The following is a 22,757-nucleotide window of genomic DNA, read 5'->3' as shown; positions in this document are numbered from 1 at the left end:
TGTATGTGTTCGCTAAGTGTTTCGCCTTTATCTTTTACAAATATGAAAAGTGAACAAAAAATTGAGAAAGTAATGATGTGTTTCAGTGTGTTATGTTGTGATTCATAAGAAGATAAGACAGATGATCGTGACTGATCGTTATGTCGTAAAGCAGTCTGCGATTGTGAAGTGTAGAAAGAATGACTCGGACTCAATAGAGGTGATCATCGGCATGTGATGATTCATCATTTGAGGAACCGCGCAAAGCGTTTCGCACGCAGCAACAAATAATGTGGGGGTAAGAAGGGAGAGTGAGAACTATTATTTTCGATTAATCAGCGTTAACCATGATATCCCGATAATCCTTTATCAGGATATTCATAGTCCGATATTTTCCGATGCCAGCGATGGGTATAACGTTACCCCATCAGCATCCAGGTAGCCGGCACAGCAGCAACAAGCAGCAGGCCGATCAGCGCCATCTCCTGGCGTTTTAATACGTTTTCATGCGTGTGCGTTTTACGGGCATAAAGGAAAACCAACAGTCCTGGCGCATACAACACCACAGACAGCAACAGATGCATCGGACCTGACGCATACAATAACCATATGCCATAAATACTCGCGCCGATACCGACAGCCTTATGAATTGGACGGGTGGCAATTTTTAACAGAAATGCGCCGACCAGCAAATAGGGCACCAGAATCATCTCTGAGGCGATAGTCAGTAACGTATTGTAGTCTGAGCCTGTGAGCCAGATTAGCACAAGGCAGATTTGTACACAGATGTTGGTTAGCCACAGCGATGCCGATGGCGCACCCTGTGCATTCTGTCGCGCAAAAATACGCGGAAACGCTTTGTGCGTGGAGGCGAGGAACGGCACTTCCGCCGCCATAATCGTCCAGCTTAAATAGGCCCCGCACACGGAAACAATCAGACCGGCAGCAATAATAATTTCGCCCCATGGCCCCATCATTTTAACCATCAGACCGGCCATTGATGGATTGCGGATCTCCGCCAGTTCTGGCCGTGCGACAACCCCGAGAGATAGCAGGGTGACTAACAGGTAAACGCCCAGTGCGGCGAGTACAGCCAACAGCGTGGCGCGACCTACATCGCGTTTATTTCTGGCGCGGGCAGATACCACCACCGCGCCTTCCACACCGATGAAAACCCACAGGGTGATGAGCATGGTATTTTTGACCTGCTCCCAGACAGGCACGCCCAACGCGACGCCGGTAAAATCGAGAGTAAAGGTGTCGAGCTTGAACAGCATGAACGCCAGCACGATAAACAGGCCTAGCGGCAGTAGTTTTGCCAGAGTAGCAACCAGGTTAATGCTGGCCGCGGTTTGTACTCCCCGCAACACCAGAAAATGGACTATCCATAACAGTACCGATGCGCCGACAATCGACTGCCAGGTATTACCGTCGCCGAACAGACGTAATTCCGGTGTGTCGGTAAAGAAACTGAGCGCAGAGAAGACGATGACCAGATACGAAACGTTAGCGATAACAGCGCACAGCCAGTATCCCCACGCAGAGCAGAAGCCAATCAACTCGCCGAAACCTTCGCGTGCATAGGTGAAGATGCCGCCGTCCAGTTCAGGACGGATACGCGTCAGGATCAGCATAGCAAAGGCGAGCAAAAGAATACCCGCACCGGTAATCGCCCAACCAATCAGTAACGCAGCCGGACTGGCTACTGCCGCCATATTTTGTGGCAGGCTGAAAACGCCAGCGCCGAGCATTGAGCTTAAAACCAGCGCGGTCAGTGCGCTCAGACCCAATTTCTTTTCCATTTGTATCCAGTTACAAAAACGAGAGTGAGAGAATAATTATTTTGGCAAACCGCATAAAAATGGTGAAAGCCACTAAGGCGCGGGATTTTACGGAGAGAAGAGAACGCATGCAATGGGGATAGAGAGATTTGTGACTAATAGTGTGAAAAGTTGTCTTAATACTGCTGTTTTTGTTTTGTCTGGAAACAGAACTGCGCGAAATTATCAGGTCTACAAGGACTGTAGACCTGATAAGGCATTGGGTATTACTTATACAGATCGGCGCTGATCGTCACGTTGTTACCACGTTCTGACCACTGGCGGGTAATGTGATAGTACTTCGCGCCTTTCTTCGCTGCGCGTTTTGCTACCTGATAAGAGACTTCCGTCATGTTGCCGTAGTTACCGGTGAACTTGATGCTGTCGAACGGAACCATCATGGCGGCGGTCGCTTTGTTCAGCTCTTCAACTTTGGTTCCATCCGGCAGCGTGACAGTGTAACGTCCGCCTTTGGTGGATTGCGTTTCGAAGAAGCGGCCGACTTCAGCACTCGGAGAAGCGGTAGTTGCTACGCCCGGGATCTCAACTTTCTTCGCGGCTTCGCCACCTGCTGCTAATGCGGCACGACCAGCATCTGAATCTGCTGGGATCGCATCAGGGCTTTGTACAATGCGTTTTTTCGCATCAGCTTTATAGATGAATGCAGTAATACGCTGGTTGCCGCCCTGGTTGGCATCGACCTGACGCACGATATAGAAGGAGTAAGCACCTTTCTCTTTCGCTGCTTTGGTGATGGCATCGTTTACTTCCGGCTGGCTACGGTAGAAACCTTGCACTGTAACGGTGTCGTAAGGTTCTATCAGAACGGCCTGATCTTTTGGCAATTCCATAACGCCGTTAATGACACGGTTTTTTGACGCTTCCGCTTTTTCAGCGTCGGCTTTATAGACGTCGGCAACAACGCGCCAGTTACCGCCGCTGCCAAAATCTGAGGTATCAACAACATAAAAGGAGGCTGCACCGTCTTTATCTGCACGGCGCGAAACGGCAGCAACCGCATCACCGATAGCATTAAAACGACCGGTGACCACAATGCGGTCATAGGGTTTCAGGGCAGCCGCTTGCTCCGGCGTCAATTCTGTCGCTGCATTTACAGAAAAAGCAGTCGCAGAAATTAGTGCGGACGCCAGGAGAGTGTTCTTAAGCTTCATAAAAATAATCCTTCGCCTTGCGCAAACCAGGTACTGGTATTGTTATTGACTAGAAACGTCGCTGATTATTGCATTTAAATTGTGTCAGTGTCTGCGTCATTTTTCACTCATCGTGTCACGTTAGGTAACAACAGCGATAACATTTTGTGATATGCCGAAAATTTCGGCGTTTGGTGACCAAAACTGATAAAGCAGTTGAATTTCATAAGTTAATTTAATGTTAATCAATTGTTTTTGACAGGTAGGTAATCATGTTTTGCCGCTTCGCTTGAGCGAATTATCAGCCTTTGTGGGCTATTTTTAGGGCATTTTATCTGTCTGAGGTTCGATTCATCTCTATTTCGCGAATTTCATAATAAATACTGTTTTTTGGCGCTAGATCACAGGCGTCATTTTCAGTAGGTTATACAGAGTTTGTTACTGTTTTATTTTATTGAGGTAACACTGACCTCTCTCGAGAGTGCGCGCATGCCTCGTGCGAACATTGATAAACCATCATCATAATTACAGATGGAAGGGAACATTATGCGAATTGGCATACCAAGAGAACGGTTAACCAATGAAACCCGCGTTGCAGCCACGCCGAAGACGGTTGAGCAGCTGCTTAAACTGGGTTTCAGCGTCGCGGTTGAAAGCGGTGCAGGTCAACTGGCGAGTTTTGACGATAAGGCGTTTGTTCAAGCAGGCGCAGAAATTGTTGATGAAAATGCAGTCTGGCAGTCAGAGATCATCCTGAAGGTCAATGCGCCGGAGGAGGCGGAAATTCCGTTACTTAATCCGGGCACGACGCTGGTGAGTTTTCTTTGGCCCGCGCAAAACCCTGAGCTGCTGCAAAAACTTGCAGAGCGCAACGTGACCGTTATGGCGATGGACTCCGTGCCGCGTATTTCACGCGCACAGTCGCTGGATGCCTTAAGCTCGATGGCGAACATCGCCGGGTATCGCGCTATTGTTGAAGCTGCACATGAATTCGGTCGCTTCTTCACCGGCCAGATCACCGCCGCAGGCAAGGTTCCACCTGCCAAGGTCATGGTGATTGGTGCGGGGGTGGCTGGTCTTGCGGCGATCGGTGCGGCAAACAGCCTGGGCGCTATCGTGCGCGCTTTTGATACCCGTCCGGAAGTGAAAGAACAAGTGCAGAGTATGGGCGCAGAGTTCCTCGAACTGGACTTTAAAGAAGAAGCGGGCAGCGGCGATGGCTATGCCAAAGTGATGTCCGAAGCGTTCATCAAAGCCGAAATGGAACTCTTCGCCGCGCAGGCGAAAGACGTCGACATTATCGTTACCACTGCGCTGATCCCGGGCAAACCGGCCCCGAAACTGATCACCCGTGAAATGGTCGATTCGATGAAAGCGGGCAGCGTAATTGTCGATCTTGCCGCGCAAAACGGCGGTAACTGCGAATATACCGTACCTAATCAGGTGACCACCACCGAGAACGGGGTGAAGGTTATCGGCTATACCGATCTGCCTGGCCGTTTGCCAACGCAATCTTCCCAGTTGTACGGCACGAACCTCGTCAACCTGCTCAAACTGTTGTGCAAAGAGAAAGACGGCAATATCACTGTCGATTTTGACGACGTGGTTGTGCGTGGTGTCACGGTGGTTCGCGAGGGTGAAATCACCTGGCCTGCGCCGCCGATCCAGGTTTCTGCTCAGCCGCAGGCAGCGCCAAAAGCCGCACCTGCGCCGAAAGAAGAGAAAAAACCTGTCTCTCCGTGGCGCAAATATGCGCTGATGGCGCTGGTAGTGATTTTGTTTGGCTGGCTCGCCGACGTCGCGCCGAAAGAGTTCCTTGGTCACTTTACGGTGTTCGCGCTTTCCTGCGTGGTGGGTTACTACGTGGTCTGGAATGTGTCACATGCGTTGCATACTCCGCTGATGTCTGTGACTAACGCCATCTCGGGGATTATCGTGGTTGGGGCGTTATTGCAAATTGGCCAGGGTGGCTGGGTGAGTTTCCTGAGCTTTATCGCGGTGCTTATTGCCAGCATTAATATTTTCGGTGGCTTCACCGTGACTCAGCGCATGCTGAAAATGTTCCGGAAAAACTAAGGGGTAACATATGTCTGGAGGATTAGTTACAGCTGCATACATTGTTGCCGCGATCCTGTTTATTTTTAGTCTGGCGGGGCTTTCGAAACACGAAACCTCTCAGCAGGGTAACAACTACGGCATCGCCGGGATGGCGATTGCGCTGATTGCCACGATATTTGGTCCGGATACCGGCAACGTTGCGTGGATCCTGGTGGCGATGATCATTGGCGGCGCGATTGGTATTCGTCTGGCGAAGAAAGTCGAAATGACCGAGATGCCGGAGCTGGTGGCGATTCTGCACAGCTTCGTCGGTCTGGCTGCGGTACTGGTGGGTTTCAACAGCTACCTGTATCACGATACGGGCCTGGAACCGATTCTGGTGAACATTCACCTGACGGAAGTGTTCCTGGGTATCTTCATCGGTGCGGTAACCTTTACCGGTTCTGTGGTGGCCTTTGGCAAACTGCGCGGCAAGATTTCCTCTAAACCGCTGATGCTGCCGAATCGTCACAAAATGAACCTGGCGGCGCTGGTTGTTTCTTTCCTGCTGCTGGTGGTGTTTGTTCGTACCGAAAGCGTGGGCCTGCAGGTTCTGGCACTGTTGGTGATGACCATTATTGCACTGGCCTTTGGCTGGCATCTGGTGGCCTCCATCGGCGGTGCGGATATGCCGGTTGTCGTGTCAATGCTTAACTCCTATTCAGGATGGGCGGCGGCGGCAGCGGGCTTCATGCTGAGCAACGATCTGCTGATCGTTACCGGTGCGCTGGTCGGTTCTTCTGGTGCGATCCTGTCTTACATTATGTGTAAGGCGATGAACCGTTCATTCTTCAGCGTTATTGCGGGTGGCTTTGGTTCTGACGGTTCTTCTACCGGGTCTGATGAAGAAGTGGGTGAACATCGTGAGATTACTGCGGAAGACACAGCAGAAATGCTGAAGAACTCGCACTCCGTGATCATCACCCCGGGCTACGGCATGGCAGTGGCTCAGGCACAGTATCCGGTCGCGGAAATCACTGAGAAACTGCGCGCGCGCGGCATCAAAGTGCGTTTTGGTATTCACCCGGTAGCAGGGCGGTTGCCAGGTCATATGAACGTGCTGCTGGCGGAAGCCAAAGTACCTTATGACATCGTGCTGGAAATGGATGAGATCAACGATGATTTCGCCGATACCGATACCGTACTGGTTATTGGTGCCAACGACACGGTAAACCCGGCGGCGCAGGATGACCCGCGCAGCCCAATCGCCGGCATGCCGGTACTGGAAGTGTGGAAAGCGCAGAACGTCATCGTGTTCAAACGTTCGATGAACACCGGCTATGCAGGTGTGCAGAACCCACTGTTCTTTAAAGATAACACCCATATGCTGTTTGGTGATGCCAAAGCCAGCGTGGATGCGATCCTGAAAGCGCTGTAATTGCCAGTAAAAGTAAGACGGCCTCTGCGGAGGCCGTTTTTTTAAACATCCAGTTTACGCTGGGTGATCCATTCCACACGAGCCGGATCGCGATGCGAGAAGAACGCGCTGGTTCCGCTGTCCATCGCGGCAATTTGCGTCATCTCTTCCGCCGTTAGGGCAAAGTCCAGCACCTGAATATTCTCGGCCATCCGCGCTTTACGCACGGTTTTCGCCAGCGAAATAATCCCACGTTGATAAATCCAGCGCAGCACGACTTGACCAACGCTTTTGCCATATTTTTCACCAATAGCCGATAAGACTGGGTTCTGAAACAGGTCATTGCGTCCTTCAGCGAACGGTGCCCAGGCTTGCGGTTGAATATTCCGGCTCTGCATCCAGGCTACTGCATGCGGCTGCTGATGAAAAGGATTCACCTCAATTTGGTTAACGGCTGGGATAATGCGATTGAAAGCGATTAAATCCGCCAGACGATCCGGATGAAAGTTACTCACGCCAATCGCGCGGATTTTCCCTTCTTCATATAATTCTTCCATCGCACGCCAGGCACCGTGCACATCGCCATAGGGCTGATGAATCAAATAAAGGTCAATATAATCCAGTTGAAGCCGTTGCAGAGAACGTGCGAATTGCGCCTTTGCGCCTGCATAGTTGGTATCCTGTAACCACAGTTTGGTAGTCACAAAAAGCGCCTCGCGGGGGACTCCGCTTTGCTTAAGTGCGTTGCCGACCTGAGTTTCATTCTGGTAGGAGGCAGCGGTATCAATCAGGCGATATCCTGTATCAATGGCATCCCGTACGGCTTGCTCACATTCGCTGGCATCGGTCATTTGATAAACGCCAAATCCGAGCAGGGGCATCTCAACACCGTTATTCAGAACTGTTGTATTCATTGGGTTCTCCTGAGCATCATCGTTGCATTGGCTGCAGATTAGCAAATCTGTGTTGATACGATTAGTCTGTGAAATTCGCATGGACCTATGAGTAGAATTCATTTCTGAAAGGTAATTGTTGGAAGTTAGTCACAAAATATGACGCCTATGATTTCACCATTCATGATTTCAGTTCATAAACTCATGCGGTTTTAACCGTCTAATCACGGCAATACGTTGTCTATATACTGCGACCTGACTTTTTAGAACATGACAGGGCACTATGCGTACACGTGAACATGCCTCACCGGTAACTACCGCAAGCCAGACCGGTCTTACTTTTATTCTGATCCTCAGTGGCCTGATGGCCTTTACATCGCTTTCTACCGATATTTATCTTCCAGCAATGCCGACGATGGCCGAGGATTTACATGGCAATGTTGAGCTGACGATTACTGGTTTCTTAATTGGTTTTACTATCGCACAGTTGATTTGGGGGCCGATTAGCGATCATATGGGGCGGCGTAAGCCGCTGTTTATCGGCATGGTGCTATTTATCATTGGTTCCGCAGGGTGTGCGCTGTCTACAAGCATCACGCAAATTGTTTTCTGGCGGGTATTTCAGGCGCTTGGAGCCTGTACCGGGCCTATGCTGGCGCGAGCGATGATCCGCGATCTCTTTGCACGTACTCGTGCGGCGCAAATGCTCTCAACCCTGGTGTTGGTTATGGCGATTGCGCCAATCGCCGGACCGTTGATTGGCGGGCAAATTATTCGCCTGAGCACCTGGCACTCTATTTTTTGGCTGCTGGTGGTGATTGGTGCGCTGATGTTTATCTCCCTAAACTGGCTGCCCGAAACATTGCCGGAAGATAAACGGGTGAAAGCCTCTTTGGCTGGCGCATTTCGTAATTACCGTTCGTTGTTAACGAATGGGCGTTTTATGCGCTATACCCTGAGCCTGACGTTTTATTACGTCGGTGCGTACGCGTTTATTACCGGGTCACCGTTTGTTTATATTAGCTATTACCATGTTGATCCACAGCATTACGGCTGGTTGTTTGCGCTAAACATTATCGGTGTTATGGCGATGAGCGTGGTTAACCGCCGTCTGGTGCAACGGCACGCTCTGGAACAGCTGCTGAAATATGCGACGCTGCTGGCGGCGCTGGCTGCGGTTGTGCTTGCGCTGCTGGTTAAGCTGGAATCAGGTGGCGTCGTTGCCATTATCATCACTGTTTTTCTGTTTTTCTCGATGAATGGCATTATTGCTGCAACGTCGACTGCTGCGGCGTTGGATGCGGTACCGAACATTGCGGGTTCAGCTTCGGCGCTGATTGGCGCGTTGCAATATGGCAGCGGTATTATCTCATCGTTGCTGCTGGCGGCCTTCAGTGATGGCACGCCCTGGACCATGGCGTGGATAATAGCGCTATTTACGCTGTTAAGCGCCGTTTTGGCTTTTCGCGCGAAACGATAAAGGCAATGCCCCGCGATGGCGGGGCGAAAACTCATTCTTTGTTCAGATCGCTAAGCAGCACGGCAATGCTTTGACCGCCGTTGGTTTGCTCAAGCGCGATTTTCACGATGATGGTCAGCGGCACAGAAAGCAGCATCCCCACGGGACCGAGCAACCAGCCCCAGAAGATTAACGACAGAAATACTACCAGCGTGGACAGCCCCAGCCCGCGGCCCATGATCCGCGGCTCGAGGATATTCCCGAATATCAGGTTGATGACCAGATAGCCTGCCAGAACCACCAGCGCATCGTAAAGACCGCTGAATGCCAGCACCTGAGCAATAGGGGGAATGGCCGCCAATACAGAACCGATATTAGGGATGTAGTTCAGGGCGAAGGCCAGTAATCCCCAGACAAAGGCAAAGCGCACATCCAATGCAGCAAGCATGCCCCAGGCGACCAACCCGGTCACAATGCTGATTGCCGTTTTAAGCACCAGATAGTGGGAGACGCTGTCGATGGCGCGTTGAATCGCCGCCATACCTTCAATGGGGCGACTCATCATTTGTTTGAGTTTGTTGGGCAGTTGCGGTACTTCCAGCAGCATAAAAACTACCGTCAGTAGCAGTAAAAATATCGATGACATAGCATTTGAAAGCTGCGCCAGTAAATTGGTCACCAGCGTCATTGCCGCGTTCGGATCGATATATTTGACGAGTTCGTCCACGGAAACGCCGATCCCTGCGCGTTGTAACCATGGTTCAAGATTTTTCAGTGGGATAACCAGTGAAGAGCGATATTGCGGTAGCGTTCGCGCAAGTTCATTTAAGGATGTACCTAAATACGCCAACAGCAGCACCATTAACATTACAATAATAACGATAAGCAATGACACCGCAATTACGCGCGGTATGCGAAGCTTGACCATCCGCTGCACAACGGGATTGAGCACAACGGCTATAAATAACGCCAGAATAAAGGGGACGATGATATCTGCGGCAAAGCGAATACCGCTCAGGATGATAACCAGCATGCCCAGCATAATGACTATTTTTAGACCGTTAAGCGTGATGATCGGTTTCGCCATGTGTATTCCCGCATTTTTCATTTTTGAATCTGCATAATAATGTGATTTGCGTCGAGCCGTTATAACAAAAATCAAACGGGGCAGGTAAAGAAGTGAAAAGACTTTGAGTTCGTCTTGAAGCTATGATACAAATCATCTGTGTTTAACTACCGAGGACAATTATCATCCGCGATGATGAGAAGCAACACTGCGGATAATTGTAATATTATGGACAATATGTTCAGGATGTTTTTGCGTTTACCTACACTTCTTCGTACCTCCTCCACTTTCTTGCTTGCGGGTGAGCAACACTGGCGCAACGCGCTTTAGTCCCTTCTTCTGCCTGAGCTGGCGCTGTGCGCTTAGCTAACTAATTTTATTTTTTGGTTTACTGCATGCAGTAGGCCTAAAGGACTATATTCTCAAGCAGGAGAAGCATCATGTTTTACTGGATATTATTAGGTCTGGCCATCGCGGCTGAAATTACTGGCACGCTGTCAATGAAATGGGCAAGCGTCGGTCATGGTAATTCGGGCTTTATTTTAATGCTGGTAATGATCGCCTTATCGTATATTTTTCTCAGTTTCGCCGTTAAAAAAATTGCCCTTGGTGTGGCCTATGCCTTGTGGGAAGGTATCGGTATTTTATTTATTACGCTGTTTAGTGTGTTGTTATTTGACGAAACCTTGTCCACGATGAAAGTGGCTGGACTGGTCTCGCTGGTATTAGGCATTGTGCTGATCAAGTCTGGTACTCGAAAACCTGCCAAAACGAGCAAAGAGGTGACCCATGCAGCAGTTTGAGTGGGTTCATGGTGCCTGGCTTGGCATGGCCATCGTGCTGGAAATAGTCGCTAACGTCTTTTTGAAGTTTTCAGATGGATTTCGCCGCAAGATTTATGGCGTGCTGTCGCTGGCTGCCGTGTTAGCGGCCTTTAGCGCGCTGTCGCAGGCGGTAAAAGGTATTGACCTTTCTGTTGCCTACGCCTTGTGGGGCGGGTTTGGGATTGCCGCGACGTTAGCGGCTGGTTGGGTGTTGTTTGGTCAGCGCCTGAATAACAAAGGCTGGATTGGCGTGGCGCTGTTGCTGGCCGGAATGGTGATGATTAAACTTGCCTGATATCCGTGCTGCCCGTTAATGCGGGCAGCATGTGTTACTCCTTCGCCAACGCTTCCAGCTTATCGCGAAAACCGGTCACGGATATGGCGCGATTATCGGCTCGCCAGCGATCTTTCGCCGCTGGAGCGGAGCTTTGTACGCCAATCAACTGCCAGCCTGAATCTGTCTTCAGCATCAACGGTGAACCGCTGTCGCCCGGGAGCGTGTCGCACTGGTGTGACAAGACGGTATTCTGCGCCCAGCCGGTCACTACACAATCCTGATGGGTGTACAAATCGTCCAGATGATCTTCCGGATAGCCCGACTGTGTGACTTTGCGATCGGCGGTTTTCAACGCCGCGGTTAACGCCGCTTTATCACCTTCAAATAATGGTAGGGGCGTGATTCCGGAAGGCGGGTAACGCAGCACCACCAGACCAAAATCCCACGGGGCTGCTGATGGCGGCACAATCCATCCATCTCCATCGGCTTTTAAGCGTTTACCAAGTGAGGGATCAACCCGTCCTTCGATTCCATGGATTTCATAGCGCCAGACACCCTTTTTCGACACAAAGCGTAACGCGACGGCTTTATCCGGTTTGCCTTTCGGTGGAGCGAGCAAGCAGTGTCCTGCAGTCAGGGCCAGATGCGGTGAAATGAGCGTGGCGGTACACAGATTACCGCTGGCGGTTTCCAGTTGCCCAATAGCGTCCCATGGTGATTGCGTTGGATCAGTCACTTTTGTGCGATCGTCATGACCAAAAAACAGCGTTTTTATGTTTTCTGCTTCAGCGGTAGTCGTTGCTGGCTGATCCGCATGCGCACCAACGGGAAAAAAACAAATTGAGCCCAGTAATACAGCAATGGTTTTATGCATATCACACTCTGGTGGGGAATTATGATTATAAACAGCAAACCCTCAGTTAATACTATAGACAAGACGGCGAGAAAGTGGGAGTAAAATCAGATAACTACACTCAGGAAAGATAAAAATGCATGGCGATGAGGGCGCAAATTATCAGAGTAATAAGAATGAACTCAAAGCGGTAATGTGACACCATTTTACCCTCCGAAAGGCGGCGCTACATCAGGTCGATCTAGCGCCGTATGCTATGGCGTGGGGGACGCCATAGTGACTACAAATGCGTTATGCTGCAGGTTGAGCTGCTGGTTTAGCGGTGTCGTGTTTTACGGCTTTTTTGGTGTGTTTTTTAGCGGCCTGAGCTTTCTGCTCTGGTGCTTTTTGTTCTGCTGCTGGCTTGGTTGCCGCTTTTTTGGTGTGTTTTTTAGCAGCCTGAGCTTTTTGCTCTGGCGCTTTTTGTTCTACAGCCGGTTTAGTGGTGGATTTTTTAGCGTGTTTCTTGGCAGCCTGCGCTTTCTGCGGCGCTGCTTTGTGCTGTTTTTTATGATGCGTGGTTTTTGCCGGCGCTGCTTTGGTGGTTGCAGCAGCAGTCGGAGCGGTAGTAGCAGTTGTCTCAGCAGCAAACGCAGCAGAAGACAGACCCATAGCAGCGGCAACAACCAGAGCTAATACTTTTTTCATTCTCATACCCTCGATTTGGTTTTTCATTCAACCCCACTGCGGGGCCGTTGAAATAACTATATCGCTGTAATCAGAGGGCTTCCGTGAGTCATTGGTTTCGGCGTGTAACGATATGTACAATGACTCACGGTATGAGATTACAAATAGCGGGTTTCCAGATGAGCGCGGAAATAACGGCTGCTGAGCGGTTCGCCGGTGGCCTGGGTAATAAGCTGTTCAGTGGTAAAACGGCTGCCATGCTGCCAGATGTTCTGACGTAGCCAGTCAAACAGGGGACCAAACTCACCTTGTGCAATAGACTGATTCAAATCAGGCAATGCGCGGTTAGCGGCACTGAACAACTGCGCCGCATACATGGCGCCCAGGGTATAGGAAGGGAAGTAGCCAAAGCCGCCATCGGTCCAGTGAATATCCTGCATACAGCCGTTACGATAGTTTCCGATCGTTGACAGCCCCAACCAGGACTGCATTTTTTCGTTCCACAATGCCGGGATATCATCCACTTCAATATCGCCATTAATAAGCGCACGTTCGATTTCATAACGCAGGATCACGTGAGCGGGATAGCTTACCTCGTCGGCATCAACACGGATAAACCCGGGCTTGACCTGCTGGTTCCAGGCGATGAAATTGCTTTCTTCAAACGCTGCCTGATCGCCAAAGTGGCGCGTTACAGCCGGAATCAACCGCATCAGAAAGGCTTTACTGCGTCCCAGTTGCATCTCAAAGAACAGACTCTGGGACTCATGAATGGCGGTTGAGCGTGCCAGAGCAATAGGTTGCCCAGACCAGCTGCGTGGCAGGTTTTGCTCGTAGCGCGCGTGACCGGTTTCATGGATCACGCCAAACAGCGCGCTGAGTAATTCGTTTTCATCATAGCGGGTGGTAATGCGAACATCTTCTGGTACGCCGCCACAGAAAGGATGTGCACTGATATCCAGCCGACCAGCGGTAAAGTCGAAACCGAGTTGTGCCATCGTTTCAAGGCCCAGCTTCCGCTGGATTGCGGTTGGGAAAGGACCCACCGGGGCAATGAGCGACTGCTGAGACTGCTTTGCCACCACCTTGTTTAGCAGATCGGGCAGCCAGCTTTTAACGTCTGCGAAAAGGACATCCAACTGAGCGCTGGTCATTCCTGGTTCAAAGATGTCCAGTAGCGCGTCATACGGCGAACAACCTTTAGCTTCTGCGCGCAGTCGGGCTTCTTCGCGGCTGTACTTCACAACCTCTTTCAGGTTATCGGAAAATCCTTCCCAGTCATTAGCTGGTCGCTGGCTACGCCAGGCATGCTCACAGCGACTTCCCGCAAGAGATTTTGCTTCTACCAACGATTCGGGCAACAAGGATGCCTGGTGATGCAATCGCGACATTTCGCGCAGGTTCGCCTGTTCTACATCGTTGAGATCTTCCTGTTGCGCTGCGGCGATCCACGTTGCCACTTTCGGGTCAGTTAACAGTTGGTGTTCAAGCACGCTCAGCTCGGCCAACGCTTCGCCTCGGGCTTTACTGCCTCCTGGCGGCATCATGGTAAACATGTCCCAACTGGCGATTGCCGAGAGGTGGGAGAAGCGAGAGAGCCGCTGGAACGTGCGGGTGAGCTGATGGTAATTATCATTGTTACTCATTTTTTGTTCTCGTTCTGTTTAGGTGTGGTTAAGAAGTTTACCGTGATTCACTCACTTTTCATAAACACACCTTTGTACCCGGTTTTCCGTAACAGCTTTTTATAGCGAAAAGCCAGCAGAACCACAAAACAGATGGCGTAGATAATAGGGAGCGGTGATAACACTTTTACCGACCACAGATAATGCAGCGGTAGCAAAATGGCGGCCAGGTAGACGTAGTTGTGCAATGTTTGCCAGCGTTTGCCCATTTTACGCTGAGCGGCTTGTGTCGAGGTCAACGTCAACAGGAATAAGATAATCCAACCGGCCATACCCAGCATCAGCCATGGGCGTGAAACCAGTTCACGACCCAACAATCCCAGGTTTTGTATACCCAGTTCCAGCAGAGCATAGCTGGTAATATGCAGTGTGGCCCATGCAAAGCACCATAAACCTAACAACCGCCGGGTACGAAATAACAAAGGCTGCTTTGCATAGCGTGCGAGCGGCGATACCAGCAGGGTAGCCAGCAAAAACTTCAGCGCGGTAATGCCCGTAAAGTGCTGGATATCTTTTCCCGGGTCGGCACCCAACCCGCCATGCTGCGCGGCCCAGAAGAGCCATAGCAGGGGTAAAAAACCGGCGAGATGCAGCAGCACTTTCAGGCCGGTTATCTGTTTTGCAGTCAACCTCACTTAAAAATACTCCCGAAGATCCATGCCCTGATATAACGATGCCACCTCATCGGCATAACCATTAAAAGGTAACGTGGGCTGTCTCTGTACATCAAGAATGCCACCGGAACCGATAAAACGCTCAGTAGCCTGAGACCAGCGAGGGTGATCAACCTGCGGATTTACGTTGGCGTAAAATCCGTATTCATTCGGTGCTGACATATTCCAGGTCGTCGGCGGCTGCTCACGCGTCAGCTTAATACTGACTATCGATTTAATGCCCTTGAAGCCGTATTTCCAGGGTACGGTCAGGCGTATCGGCGCCCCGTTTTGCGGTGGCAATGCTTTGCCATATACGCCTACGGTGAGAAGTGTGAGTGGGTGCATAGCCTCATCCAATCGCAGACCTTCGACATAGGGATATTTCAACCCACCGCCAATAAAGCGGTCTTTCTGACCCGGCATTTCATCAGGGGCGTAGCGTGTTTCAAAAGCGACGTATTTGGCGTGACTGGTTGGCTCAACCAGCGCCAGTAATTTATGCAACGGAAAACCCACCCACGGCACAACCATCGACCAGGCCTCAACGCAACGCATCCGATAAATACGCTCTTCTAATGGAAAGCGTGTGGTCAGCGCATCATGATCCAAGGTTAAAGGTTTGTTGACCTCACCGCTGATGGTTAACGTCCAGGGATCGGTTTTCAGGCTACCGGCATTGGCGGCAGGATCGGCTTTATCCAGACCAAATTCGTAGAAATTGTTGTAGCCCGTCACCTTGTCTTCTGGCGTCAGTGACAGGCTGTTTTGCCAGCGCTCGGGCTTTGTGAACTCAAGCGCTTTGCCTGCGGGGGCCGGTGGACGATCGTTGCCTTTAAACCAATCCAGCAAATTAGCCTGTGTAGGGGAGGACAGCGTGGCCGCAGCAGCACCTATCCCAAGTGCTTTGAGGATCTGTCGTCGTTGCATAAAAAATACTGACTCGGCTGTAACATCTGCTTCCCGAAGTGGACGTTTTTTTAGCATGAATTATCCTTCTTATTTTCATGTTAAGGAAAACAAGCGACGTTTCCCTGTTGATGTCTGACGTGTCTATAACGACATACTGCGCGTATGCGTATCCCTGGATCCTCACGAAAAGTTAAAAATTTTGTGATAACTTCCGCCCCTTGCCTGAGGTAAGCTTTCAGCACGACGAGAGGGGGATGACACTGATGGCAGGCGCGAAAAAGATATTTTTGGTGGAAGATGACAGCGATATTGCCTCACTTTTGCAGCTTAGCCTGAAGGATGAGGGTTACGAAATTGTTCATGAAGCAGACGGAGCTCGTGCGCTTGAACAACTGGAGAAACACGTCTGGGATGCCGTTATCCTCGATCTGATGCTGCCGGGTGTCGACGGGCTGGAGATTTGTCGTCGCATTCGCCAAATGAGTTTTTATTTGCCCGTCATTATCATCAGCGCCCGCAACAGCGAAACGCACCGTGTATTGGGGCTGGAAATGGGTGCCGATGATTATCTGGCCAAACCTTTCTCGGTGCTGGAGTTGATGGCCCGGGTAAAGGCATTGTTTCGCCGCCAGGAAGCGATGAGTCAGAACCTGCGTATGGAGGCGGGGATTATCACCGTTCATGGCGTAGAGATTGACCCATTAGCCCGGGAAGTCCGGCTGCATGGTAAATCGCTCGATTTAACGCCGCGCGAATTCGATCTGCTCTATTTTTTCGCCCGTCATCCAGGCGAGGTCTTTTCGCGTCAGGCGCTGTTAGATCAGGTGTGGGGCTACCAGCATGAAGGGTATGAGCATACGGTGAACAGTCATATTAATCGCCTGCGGACCAAAATTGAAAAGGATGCTGCGGAGCCGGAAATTATTCTCACGGTTTGGGGACGAGGCTATAAGCTTGCTGCTGTTAACGCGGAGCATCAGCCATGATTTATCGCCTGTCGCTGAGCCAGCGTCTGACCCTCGTCTTTACCTCCATTATGCTGATTTGTGCGGTTACCGTCAGTGTTGTCCAGATCCGCAGCAGTAAACAGTATGGTGACGCCATGGTGCAAAGGCTCTCGCTGGAGCTGGCGAGCAAGATTGTCAAAAGTGAGTCGCTTATTGATACCAGCGGGCAGATTAATCGCCAGACCTTAAAAGGATTGTTTAATCACCTGATGACGCTCAACCCCAGCGTGGAGCTGTATCTGATTTCACCGTCAGGTGAAATACTTGCTGATGCCGCACCGCCGGGGCATATCCAGCGGCAGAAAATTAGCGTGCAGCCGATCCAGGATTTCCTTAACTCAGATGCGTTGCCCGTCTATGGCAACGATCCGCGTAGCAGCCAGCAAAAGGTATTCAGCGCAGCGCCGGTTTTATATAACGGTGAGCTACATGGCTATTTGTACATTATTCTGCAGGGTGAAGACCTGAATATGCTGGCGAATACCGCCTGGCAAAAAACGCTCTGGAATACCGTGGCCTGGACGTTAATACTGGTTTTATTAGCTGGTGCAATCGCTGGATTCCTGGTGTGGCGATGGGTGACGAATCCAGTGAAAAGGCTGACTGGGCAGGTGGTCAAACTGGAACAGGACAGCATTAGCGTCATCAAACAGCTGGCGCAAAAAAATCCCGAACCGGTACCGGAGAATGAAATAGCGCTGCTGAACAATGCGTTTATCGAGTTAGCGCAGAAAATTGCCCAGCAGTGGGATTTATTAGCAGACAGTGATCGTCAGCGCAGAGAGTTTATTGCCAATATTTCGCACGATTTACGCACGCCGTTGACTTCACTGTTGGGGTATCTGGAAATGCTGTCGCTGAAAGCCGATACGATGACGCCTGAGGAAAATCGGCATTATCTTAGCATCGCGCTGCGCCAGGGGCATAAAGTTCGCCATCTGTCACAACAGCTGTTTGAGCTGGCAAGGCTGGAGCATGGCGGTATAAAACCGCAGCGTGAACGTTTTGCTATTGGTGAATTGATCCAGGACGTGGCACAGAAATTTGATCTCCCTGTTGCCACGCGTCATTTGCAGTTGCACCTTGACGTAACGGGGCCTTTACCGCTGGTGAATGCCGATTTATCGATGATAGAAAGAGTCGTGACGAATTTGCTGGATAATGCTATCCGTCATACGCCTGACGGAGGCGAAGTACGGCTAAAAGTCTGGCGTGATGAAGACCGTTTATTAGCCGAAGTGCAGGACAGTGGGCCAGGGGTAGAAGAAGCTGTGCGAGAAGTATTGTTTCAGCGCCCGACCGCGTTAATTCCCCGTGAGCAGCGGGCTGAGCGCGGCGGTCTGGGCTTACTGATCGTGCGTAGAATGCTCGAGCTGCATGGAGGGGATATCCATCTGGTTAGCTCAACGGCAGGGGCTTGCTTCCGTTTCTCGTTGCCGCTGGCGGATTCTCCTCTGAGTAGCTGACGGTGAAATTCCGGAGTAAAGAGGGTTTTGGCATTGTACCCATGGGCATTGCGTAAAAGTTGGTAGGTTGTCAGTGATAATGAGAATTTTTATCATGCATAGATAATTCATCAACTTATCTTCGATGAGCGCAAGGAGATCGTATGTCACAGGATGCCGACAACCTGTATATCGCCAGGACCAAAGCAGTTGCTGGCTGCTTTTCAATGTTTTTACTGATGTTTGGCCTCACGTTTACCCCGTTGTTTTTCCCCGCGAGTCAGGACCTGCTTGCCAAAGGGTTACTTTTTCCGCTGCTGTTTGCGCTGGAATTTGTTGTGCTGGTTCCGCTGTATTATTTCTTCTTTAGAAAAAGAGAGGGACTGGGCAAAGGCATTTTCAACGCCAGGTGGTTTGCCATTTTGTTCGCGGCGCTGCTGTTTATTCAGCTTATCCTGCCATTGATTTTGGGTCTCAGACAAACTGAAGCGTGGGTGACCAGCCAAATATCCTTAAGTAGTTATGCGTTGTGGTTATCTACGTTGACCCTGATATTTATCGCGCCAGTTTATGAAGAAATTGTTTTCAGAGGCTGTTTATTCAACGCGTTCCAGTACTGGTTCAATAATAAAACCTGGCTGTCGTCAGTGGTGGTATCGGTCATTTTTGCCATCATGCATACGCAGTATGTGGATCTACGCACGTTGCTGATGTTGTTTCTTGTGTCGCAGGTGTTGATCCTGGCCAGACTGAAAAGCAACGGTCTGTTGATGCCAATTTTGCTGCATATAGTGATGAACGGGACGGTTGTTGCTCTGCAGATGGCGGCTCAGACGTTACAGCCAGGGTGATGAAGGTGATGCCCGGAACCCGGGCATCGTGGATTATACGTGCAGACGATGGTGCAAACGCGCACCGACCAGCAACGCCAACACCAGCATCAGGGCGATAAATCCGCCCACGCCGTTCCAGCCATAGCTGTGCCAGAACACACCGCCCAGCGTACCGGCAATACTGGATCCGAGATAATAGCTGAACAGATACAGGGAAGAAGCCTGGCCTTTAGCGCGTTTTGCTCGTGGTCCAATCCAACTGCTTGCTACGGAGTGCGCGGCAAAGAACCCGGCTGAAAAGAGCAGCATCCCGGCGAAGATCAGCCATAGCGATGTGAACAAGGTCATTAACAGTCCAACCAGCATCACGCCTGTTGAAAAGAGCATTACCGGGCCACGGCCATAACGAGTGGTCATAGAACCCGCCTTTGGCGAACTCCAGGTCCCAGTCAGATACGCCACAGATAACAAACCTACAACCGCCTGGCTGAGCTCCCACGGGGAGAGCATCAGGCGGTAGCCGATGTAATTAAACAGCGTGACAAACGACCCCATCAACAAAAAACCTTCCGCAAACAGCAGCGGCAAACCTTTGTCGCGCCAGTGCAAGCGGAAGTTGATAAACAACGTTTTCGGGCGCAGCGACGTAGGTCTGAAATGTCGGGATTCCGGTAAGATTTTCCAGAACATCAGTGCAGAGGCAAGGGCAAAACAGCCGATCGCCGCCAGCGCGATACGCCAGTTAAAAAAGTCGGTAAATACGCCGCTGATCAAGCGACCACTCATACCGCCAATCGAGTTACCGCTGATATACAGGCCCATTGAGAAGGCGACGAAACTGGGATGAATTTCTTCACTCAGATAGGTCATCCCTACCGCCGCGACGCCGCTCAGTGAAAGTCCTATCAGAGCACGCATGATTAAAATACCGTGCCAGCTGGTCATCATCGTTGAAAGCAGCGTACAACAAGAGGCGAGCAGCAGCGCGGTAACCATCACCGGCTTGCGGCCAATAGCATCTGAAAGTGGGCCGGTAAACAGCAACCCTATCGCCAGCATCGCCGTTGATATGGAAAGCGAAATACTGCTGCTGGCGGGAGATACCCCAAACTCGTGCGAAAGCACTGGCAGTATAGGTTGTACGCAATAGAGGAGGGCAAAAGTCGCCAGCCCGGCGGAAAACAGCGCCAGCGTGACGCGCATAAATGGGGATGTTCCGCGTTTGATAAAACCATCCGGCGGGGTAACTATCTGTTCATCAACATCGCTTGTTGGCGCGGTATCGACAGTTGTTGTACGGCTCACTTGAAATCCTTGCTCATTCAATTACGTCTACAGGACCAGCCATAAGAGTATGAAAATCACAATATTCTGTCTAATATATTAATAATCTCAAATAATATTTTAAAAATATGAATATCGAACTGCGTCATTTACGTTACTTTGTGGCCGTTGCCGAAGAGCTGCATTTTGGTCGGGCGGCGGCGCGGTTAAACATTTCGCAACCGCCGCTAAGCCAGCAGATCCAGATCCTTGAACAGCAGGTTGGCGCCCGGTTACTTGCCCGAACTAACCGTAGCGTGGCGCTGACCTCTGCCGGAAAGCAGTTTCTGGCGGACAGTCGGCAGATCCTCGGGCTGGTTAATGAAGCCGCCGCCAGGGCTGAGCGTTTGCATCTGGGAGAAGCAGGGGAATTGCGTATTGGCTTTACGTCGTCCGCGCCGTTTATCAAAGCGGTTTCAGATACGTTATCTCTGTTTCGCCAAAGCTACCCGGCAGTGCATATGCAAACCCGTGAAATGAACACACGTGAGCAAATTGCCCCGCTCAATGAAGGAACGCTGGATTTGGGACTTCTGCGCAATACGCAGCTACCGGATACACTGGAGCGTGAAATCATTCTGCATGAACCACTGATGGCAATGATCCCACGTGCGCATCCGTTGGCGCAAAAACCCGTGGTTACGTTGGCCGAACTGGCGAATGAGCCATTTGTCTTTTTTGACCCCCATGTGGGGACAGGGTTGTATGACGATATTCTGGGCCTGATGCGTCGCTATGGACTGAAACCGACGATTGCGCAGGAGGTTGGCGAGGCGATGACTATCATTGGGCTGGTGGCCGCAGGATTAGGGGTTTCTATACTTCCTGCTTCTTTTAAACGGGTGCAGCTGTATGAAATGTGTTGGATCCCGATAGCGGAAGAAGATGCTGTCTCGGAAATGTGGTTAGTGTGGCCAAAGCACCATGAGCAAAGTCACGCCGCGCAACGCTTTCGTGAGCAGTTGCTGGCGGCCGTTCAGGGCGGTTAATTTAGTTTAAAAATGGGCGAAAATGTGCAGTAAATCACAAGGCTAAGTAAAAAGTTGACGGAAGCCATTGAAGTGCTTCACCATAGCCCGCAGATTATTTCGGAGCGCGAAAATAAAGGGAGTAAGTGGTGGTTGCTGATAGTCAGCCTGGGCATATCGATCAAATTAAGCAGACCAATGCGGGCGCGGTTTATCGCCTGATTGATCAGCTGGGTCCGGTATCGCGTATTGATCTCTCTCGCCTGGCACAATTGGCGCCTGCCAGCATTACCAAAATTGTCCGCGAAATGCTCGAAGCGCATCTGGTGCAAGAGCTGGAAATCAAGGAAGCGGGTAGCCGTGGTCGTCCGGCCGTTGGGCTGGTTGTCGAAACGGAGGCCTGGCACTACTTATCCATTCGTATCAGTCGCGGCGAGATTTTTCTGGCGCTACGCGATCTGAGCAGCAAGCTGGTGGTTGAAGATTGCCTGGACATGCCACTGGTCAGTGAAACGCCGTTGCTGGATCGCGTGATTACGCAGGTCGATCAGTTTTTCATCCGCCACCAGCAAAAGCTGGAGCGCTTAACCTCCATTGCCATCACCTTACCCGGCATTATTGATACTGAAAACGGTATCGTTCATCGCATGCCATTTTATGAAGATGTCAAAGAGATGCCGTTGGGCGAAGCGCTTGAGAACCATACCGGTGTGCCGGTGTATATTCAGCACGATATCAGCGCCTGGACGATGGCCGAGGCGCTTTTTGGCGCATCGCGTGGTGCTCGCGACGTCATTCAGGTGGTGATCGATCATAACGTGGGTGCAGGGGTGATCACTGACGGGCATTTGCTGCATGCAGGCAGCAGTAGCCTGGTGGAGATTGGCCATACGCAGGTCGATCCCTACGGTAAACGCTGCTACTGCGGCAACCATGGTTGTCTGGAAACAATCGCCAGCGTCGACAGCGTGCTCGAATTGGCGCAGGTGCGGCTGAAGCAGTCAATGAGTTCTTCTCTACATGGACAACCGTTAACGGTAGACGCGCTGTGTCTGGCGGCCATGCAGGGTGATTTATTGGCGAAAGATATCATTAGCGGCGTCGGGACCCACGTCGGTCGAATTCTTGCCATCATGGTGAATTTGTTCAACCCGCAAAAGATATTGATTGGCTCTCCGCTCAGTAAAGCGGCAGATATCTTGTTCCCAACCATCGCTGACAGCATTCGTCAGCAGGCGCTTCCGGCTTACAGTCAGCATATAGTCGTTGAAAGTACCCAGTTTACCAATCAGGGGACGATGGCAGGGGCGGCACTCGTGAAGGACGCGATGTATAACGGTTCTTTGTTGATTCGTCTATTACAGGGTTAACATTTTTTAACTGTTGTACGAAAAATTGCGCTATCTCAAGCTGATCCTGGTCGTCATACCTTAGACTTTCTCCACTGTTTTATTTTCCTGACTTATATTTTCAAAGCATAACGGTGGAG

22 protein-coding genes are annotated in these 22,757 nt (G+C 50.9%); 11 read left to right on the top strand and 11 right to left on the bottom strand.

Features of this window, described 5'->3' with window-relative positions; translation table 11 throughout:
- Nucleotides 1-398 precede the first annotated feature (398 nt).
- A complete protein-coding gene (locus OGX89_RS06375; RefSeq protein WP_126957135.1) occupies nt 399-1,781 on the bottom strand; it encodes an amino acid permease in 1,383 nt (460 codons plus the stop codon).
- A gap of 245 nt (nt 1,782-2,026) precedes the next feature.
- On the bottom strand, nt 2,027-2,971 hold the full coding sequence (gene ydgH, locus OGX89_RS06370; RefSeq protein WP_003832856.1) for a DUF1471 family protein YdgH: 945 nt from the start codon (nt 2,969-2,971) through the stop codon (nt 2,027-2,029).
- Between the two features lie 525 nt (nt 2,972-3,496).
- Between ydgH and pntA the strand changes: the two genes are divergently transcribed.
- Both pntA and pntB read left to right on the top strand, forming a co-directional pair.
- Complete coding sequence (gene pntA, locus OGX89_RS06365) at nt 3,497-5,026, top strand: Re/Si-specific NAD(P)(+) transhydrogenase subunit alpha (RefSeq protein WP_003832858.1); 1,530 nt, start codon at nt 3,497-3,499, stop codon at nt 5,024-5,026.
- A 10-nt stretch (nt 5,027-5,036) separates the two neighbouring features.
- Nucleotides 5,037-6,425 (top strand): Re/Si-specific NAD(P)(+) transhydrogenase subunit beta, encoded by a 1,389-nt coding sequence (gene pntB / locus OGX89_RS06360; RefSeq protein ID WP_003832859.1) that lies wholly within the window; start codon nt 5,037-5,039, stop codon nt 6,423-6,425.
- Between the two features lie 41 nt (nt 6,426-6,466).
- Here the strand turns inward: pntB and OGX89_RS06355 are convergent, their stop codons facing one another.
- Nucleotides 6,467-7,318 carry an aldo/keto reductase gene (locus OGX89_RS06355; protein WP_063941566.1) on the bottom strand — a complete coding sequence of 284 codons (852 nt, stop codon included), beginning with the start codon at nt 7,316-7,318 and terminating at the stop codon, nt 6,467-6,469.
- A gap of 262 nt (nt 7,319-7,580) precedes the next feature.
- On the opposite strand from OGX89_RS06355, the gene OGX89_RS06350 reads away from it, so the two are divergent.
- Nucleotides 7,581-8,777, top strand: a complete 1,197-nt coding sequence (locus OGX89_RS06350) for a multidrug effflux MFS transporter (RefSeq protein WP_126957137.1) — start codon at nt 7,581-7,583, stop codon at nt 8,775-8,777.
- A 31-nt stretch (nt 8,778-8,808) separates the two neighbouring features.
- Here OGX89_RS06350 and OGX89_RS06345 read toward each other — a convergent pair whose 3' ends face one another.
- Complete coding sequence (locus OGX89_RS06345; protein ID WP_126957138.1) at nt 8,809-9,843, bottom strand: AI-2E family transporter; 1,035 nt, start codon at nt 9,841-9,843, stop codon at nt 8,809-8,811.
- A 138-nt stretch (nt 9,844-9,981) separates the two neighbouring features.
- On the opposite strand from OGX89_RS06345, the gene OGX89_RS23860 reads away from it, so the two are divergent.
- The 3 genes from OGX89_RS23860 to mdtI all read left to right on the top strand — a co-directional run bounded on the left by OGX89_RS23860 (nt 9,982) and on the right by mdtI (nt 10,941).
- On the top strand, nt 9,982-10,152 hold the full coding sequence (locus OGX89_RS23860; RefSeq protein WP_087050578.1) for a protein YdgV: 171 nt from the start codon (nt 9,982-9,984) through the stop codon (nt 10,150-10,152).
- A 107-nt stretch (nt 10,153-10,259) separates the two neighbouring features.
- A complete protein-coding gene (gene mdtJ, locus OGX89_RS06340) occupies nt 10,260-10,625 on the top strand; it encodes a multidrug/spermidine efflux SMR transporter subunit MdtJ (RefSeq protein ID WP_162623449.1) in 366 nt (121 codons plus the stop codon).
- Nucleotides 10,612-10,941, top strand: coding sequence for a multidrug/spermidine efflux SMR transporter subunit MdtI (gene mdtI / locus OGX89_RS06335; RefSeq protein WP_003832870.1), 330 nt, complete (start codon nt 10,612-10,614; stop codon nt 10,939-10,941). Before mdtJ ends, mdtI begins: the two co-directional genes overlap by 14 nt.
- A gap of 34 nt (nt 10,942-10,975) precedes the next feature.
- On the opposite strand, the gene OGX89_RS06330 is transcribed toward mdtI, so the two are convergent.
- The 6 genes from OGX89_RS06330 to msrP form a co-directional block, all read right to left on the bottom strand.
- Nucleotides 10,976-11,797, bottom strand: a complete 822-nt coding sequence (locus tag OGX89_RS06330; protein ID WP_063941568.1) for a trypsin-like serine peptidase — start codon at nt 11,795-11,797, stop codon at nt 10,976-10,978.
- Between the two features lie 100 nt (nt 11,798-11,897).
- Entirely contained in the window at nt 11,898-11,981 is an 84-nt protein-coding gene (ydgU, locus tag OGX89_RS23855; RefSeq protein ID WP_049259791.1) for a small membrane protein YdgU, read from the bottom strand.
- Nucleotides 11,982-12,067: 86 nt separating this feature from the next.
- A complete protein-coding gene (gene asr / locus OGX89_RS06325) occupies nt 12,068-12,463 on the bottom strand; it encodes an acid resistance repetitive basic protein Asr (protein ID WP_048214236.1) in 396 nt (131 codons plus the stop codon).
- Nucleotides 12,464-12,600: 137 nt separating this feature from the next.
- Nucleotides 12,601-14,088: a carboxypeptidase M32 gene (locus OGX89_RS06320; protein ID WP_126957140.1), complete on the bottom strand. Its 1,488-nt coding sequence runs from the start codon at nt 14,086-14,088 to the stop codon at nt 12,601-12,603.
- A 47-nt stretch (nt 14,089-14,135) separates the two neighbouring features.
- Nucleotides 14,136-14,762, bottom strand: a complete 627-nt coding sequence (msrQ, locus tag OGX89_RS06315) for a protein-methionine-sulfoxide reductase heme-binding subunit MsrQ (RefSeq protein WP_008784717.1) — start codon at nt 14,760-14,762, stop codon at nt 14,136-14,138.
- Nucleotides 14,763-15,767 (bottom strand): protein-methionine-sulfoxide reductase catalytic subunit MsrP, encoded by a 1,005-nt coding sequence (msrP, locus tag OGX89_RS06310; RefSeq protein ID WP_003832879.1) that lies wholly within the window; start codon nt 15,765-15,767, stop codon nt 14,763-14,765.
- A 188-nt stretch (nt 15,768-15,955) separates the two neighbouring features.
- On the opposite strand from msrP, the gene OGX89_RS06305 reads away from it, so the two are divergent.
- From OGX89_RS06305 to OGX89_RS06295, 3 genes are all read left to right on the top strand, one after another.
- Nucleotides 15,956-16,678 (top strand): winged helix-turn-helix domain-containing protein, encoded by a 723-nt coding sequence (locus OGX89_RS06305; RefSeq protein ID WP_126957231.1) that lies wholly within the window; start codon nt 15,956-15,958, stop codon nt 16,676-16,678.
- Nucleotides 16,675-18,165 (top strand): sensor histidine kinase, encoded by a 1,491-nt coding sequence (locus OGX89_RS06300; protein WP_063941572.1) that lies wholly within the window; start codon nt 16,675-16,677, stop codon nt 18,163-18,165. Before OGX89_RS06305 ends, OGX89_RS06300 begins: the two co-directional genes overlap by 4 nt.
- 143 nt (nt 18,166-18,308) lie before the next feature.
- Complete coding sequence (locus OGX89_RS06295; RefSeq protein WP_003832885.1) at nt 18,309-18,995, top strand: CPBP family intramembrane glutamic endopeptidase; 687 nt, start codon at nt 18,309-18,311, stop codon at nt 18,993-18,995.
- A gap of 33 nt (nt 18,996-19,028) precedes the next feature.
- On the opposite strand, the gene ynfM is transcribed toward OGX89_RS06295, so the two are convergent.
- Nucleotides 19,029-20,282 carry a multidrug efflux MFS transporter YnfM/SxtP(Kp) gene (ynfM, locus tag OGX89_RS06290; protein WP_003832886.1) on the bottom strand — a complete coding sequence of 418 codons (1,254 nt, stop codon included), beginning with the start codon at nt 20,280-20,282 and terminating at the stop codon, nt 19,029-19,031.
- Between the two features lie 107 nt (nt 20,283-20,389).
- On the opposite strand from ynfM, the gene ynfL reads away from it, so the two are divergent.
- Nucleotides 20,390-21,289, top strand: a complete 900-nt coding sequence (gene ynfL, locus OGX89_RS06285; protein ID WP_003832887.1) for a multidrug efflux transcriptional activator YnfL/SxtR(Kp) — start codon at nt 20,390-20,392, stop codon at nt 21,287-21,289.
- Between the two features lie 128 nt (nt 21,290-21,417).
- A complete protein-coding gene (gene mlc, locus OGX89_RS06280; protein ID WP_048214222.1) occupies nt 21,418-22,638 on the top strand; it encodes a sugar metabolism global transcriptional regulator Mlc in 1,221 nt (406 codons plus the stop codon).
- Nucleotides 22,639-22,757 lie beyond the last annotated feature (119 nt).

The sequence above is a fragment of the Citrobacter sp. Cpo103 genome (genome assembly GCF_030332605.1).
In the GTDB taxonomy this organism is placed as follows: domain Bacteria; phylum Pseudomonadota; class Gammaproteobacteria; order Enterobacterales; family Enterobacteriaceae; genus Citrobacter; species Citrobacter portucalensis.
This window is presented reverse-complemented; position numbering and strand designations above follow the sequence as displayed.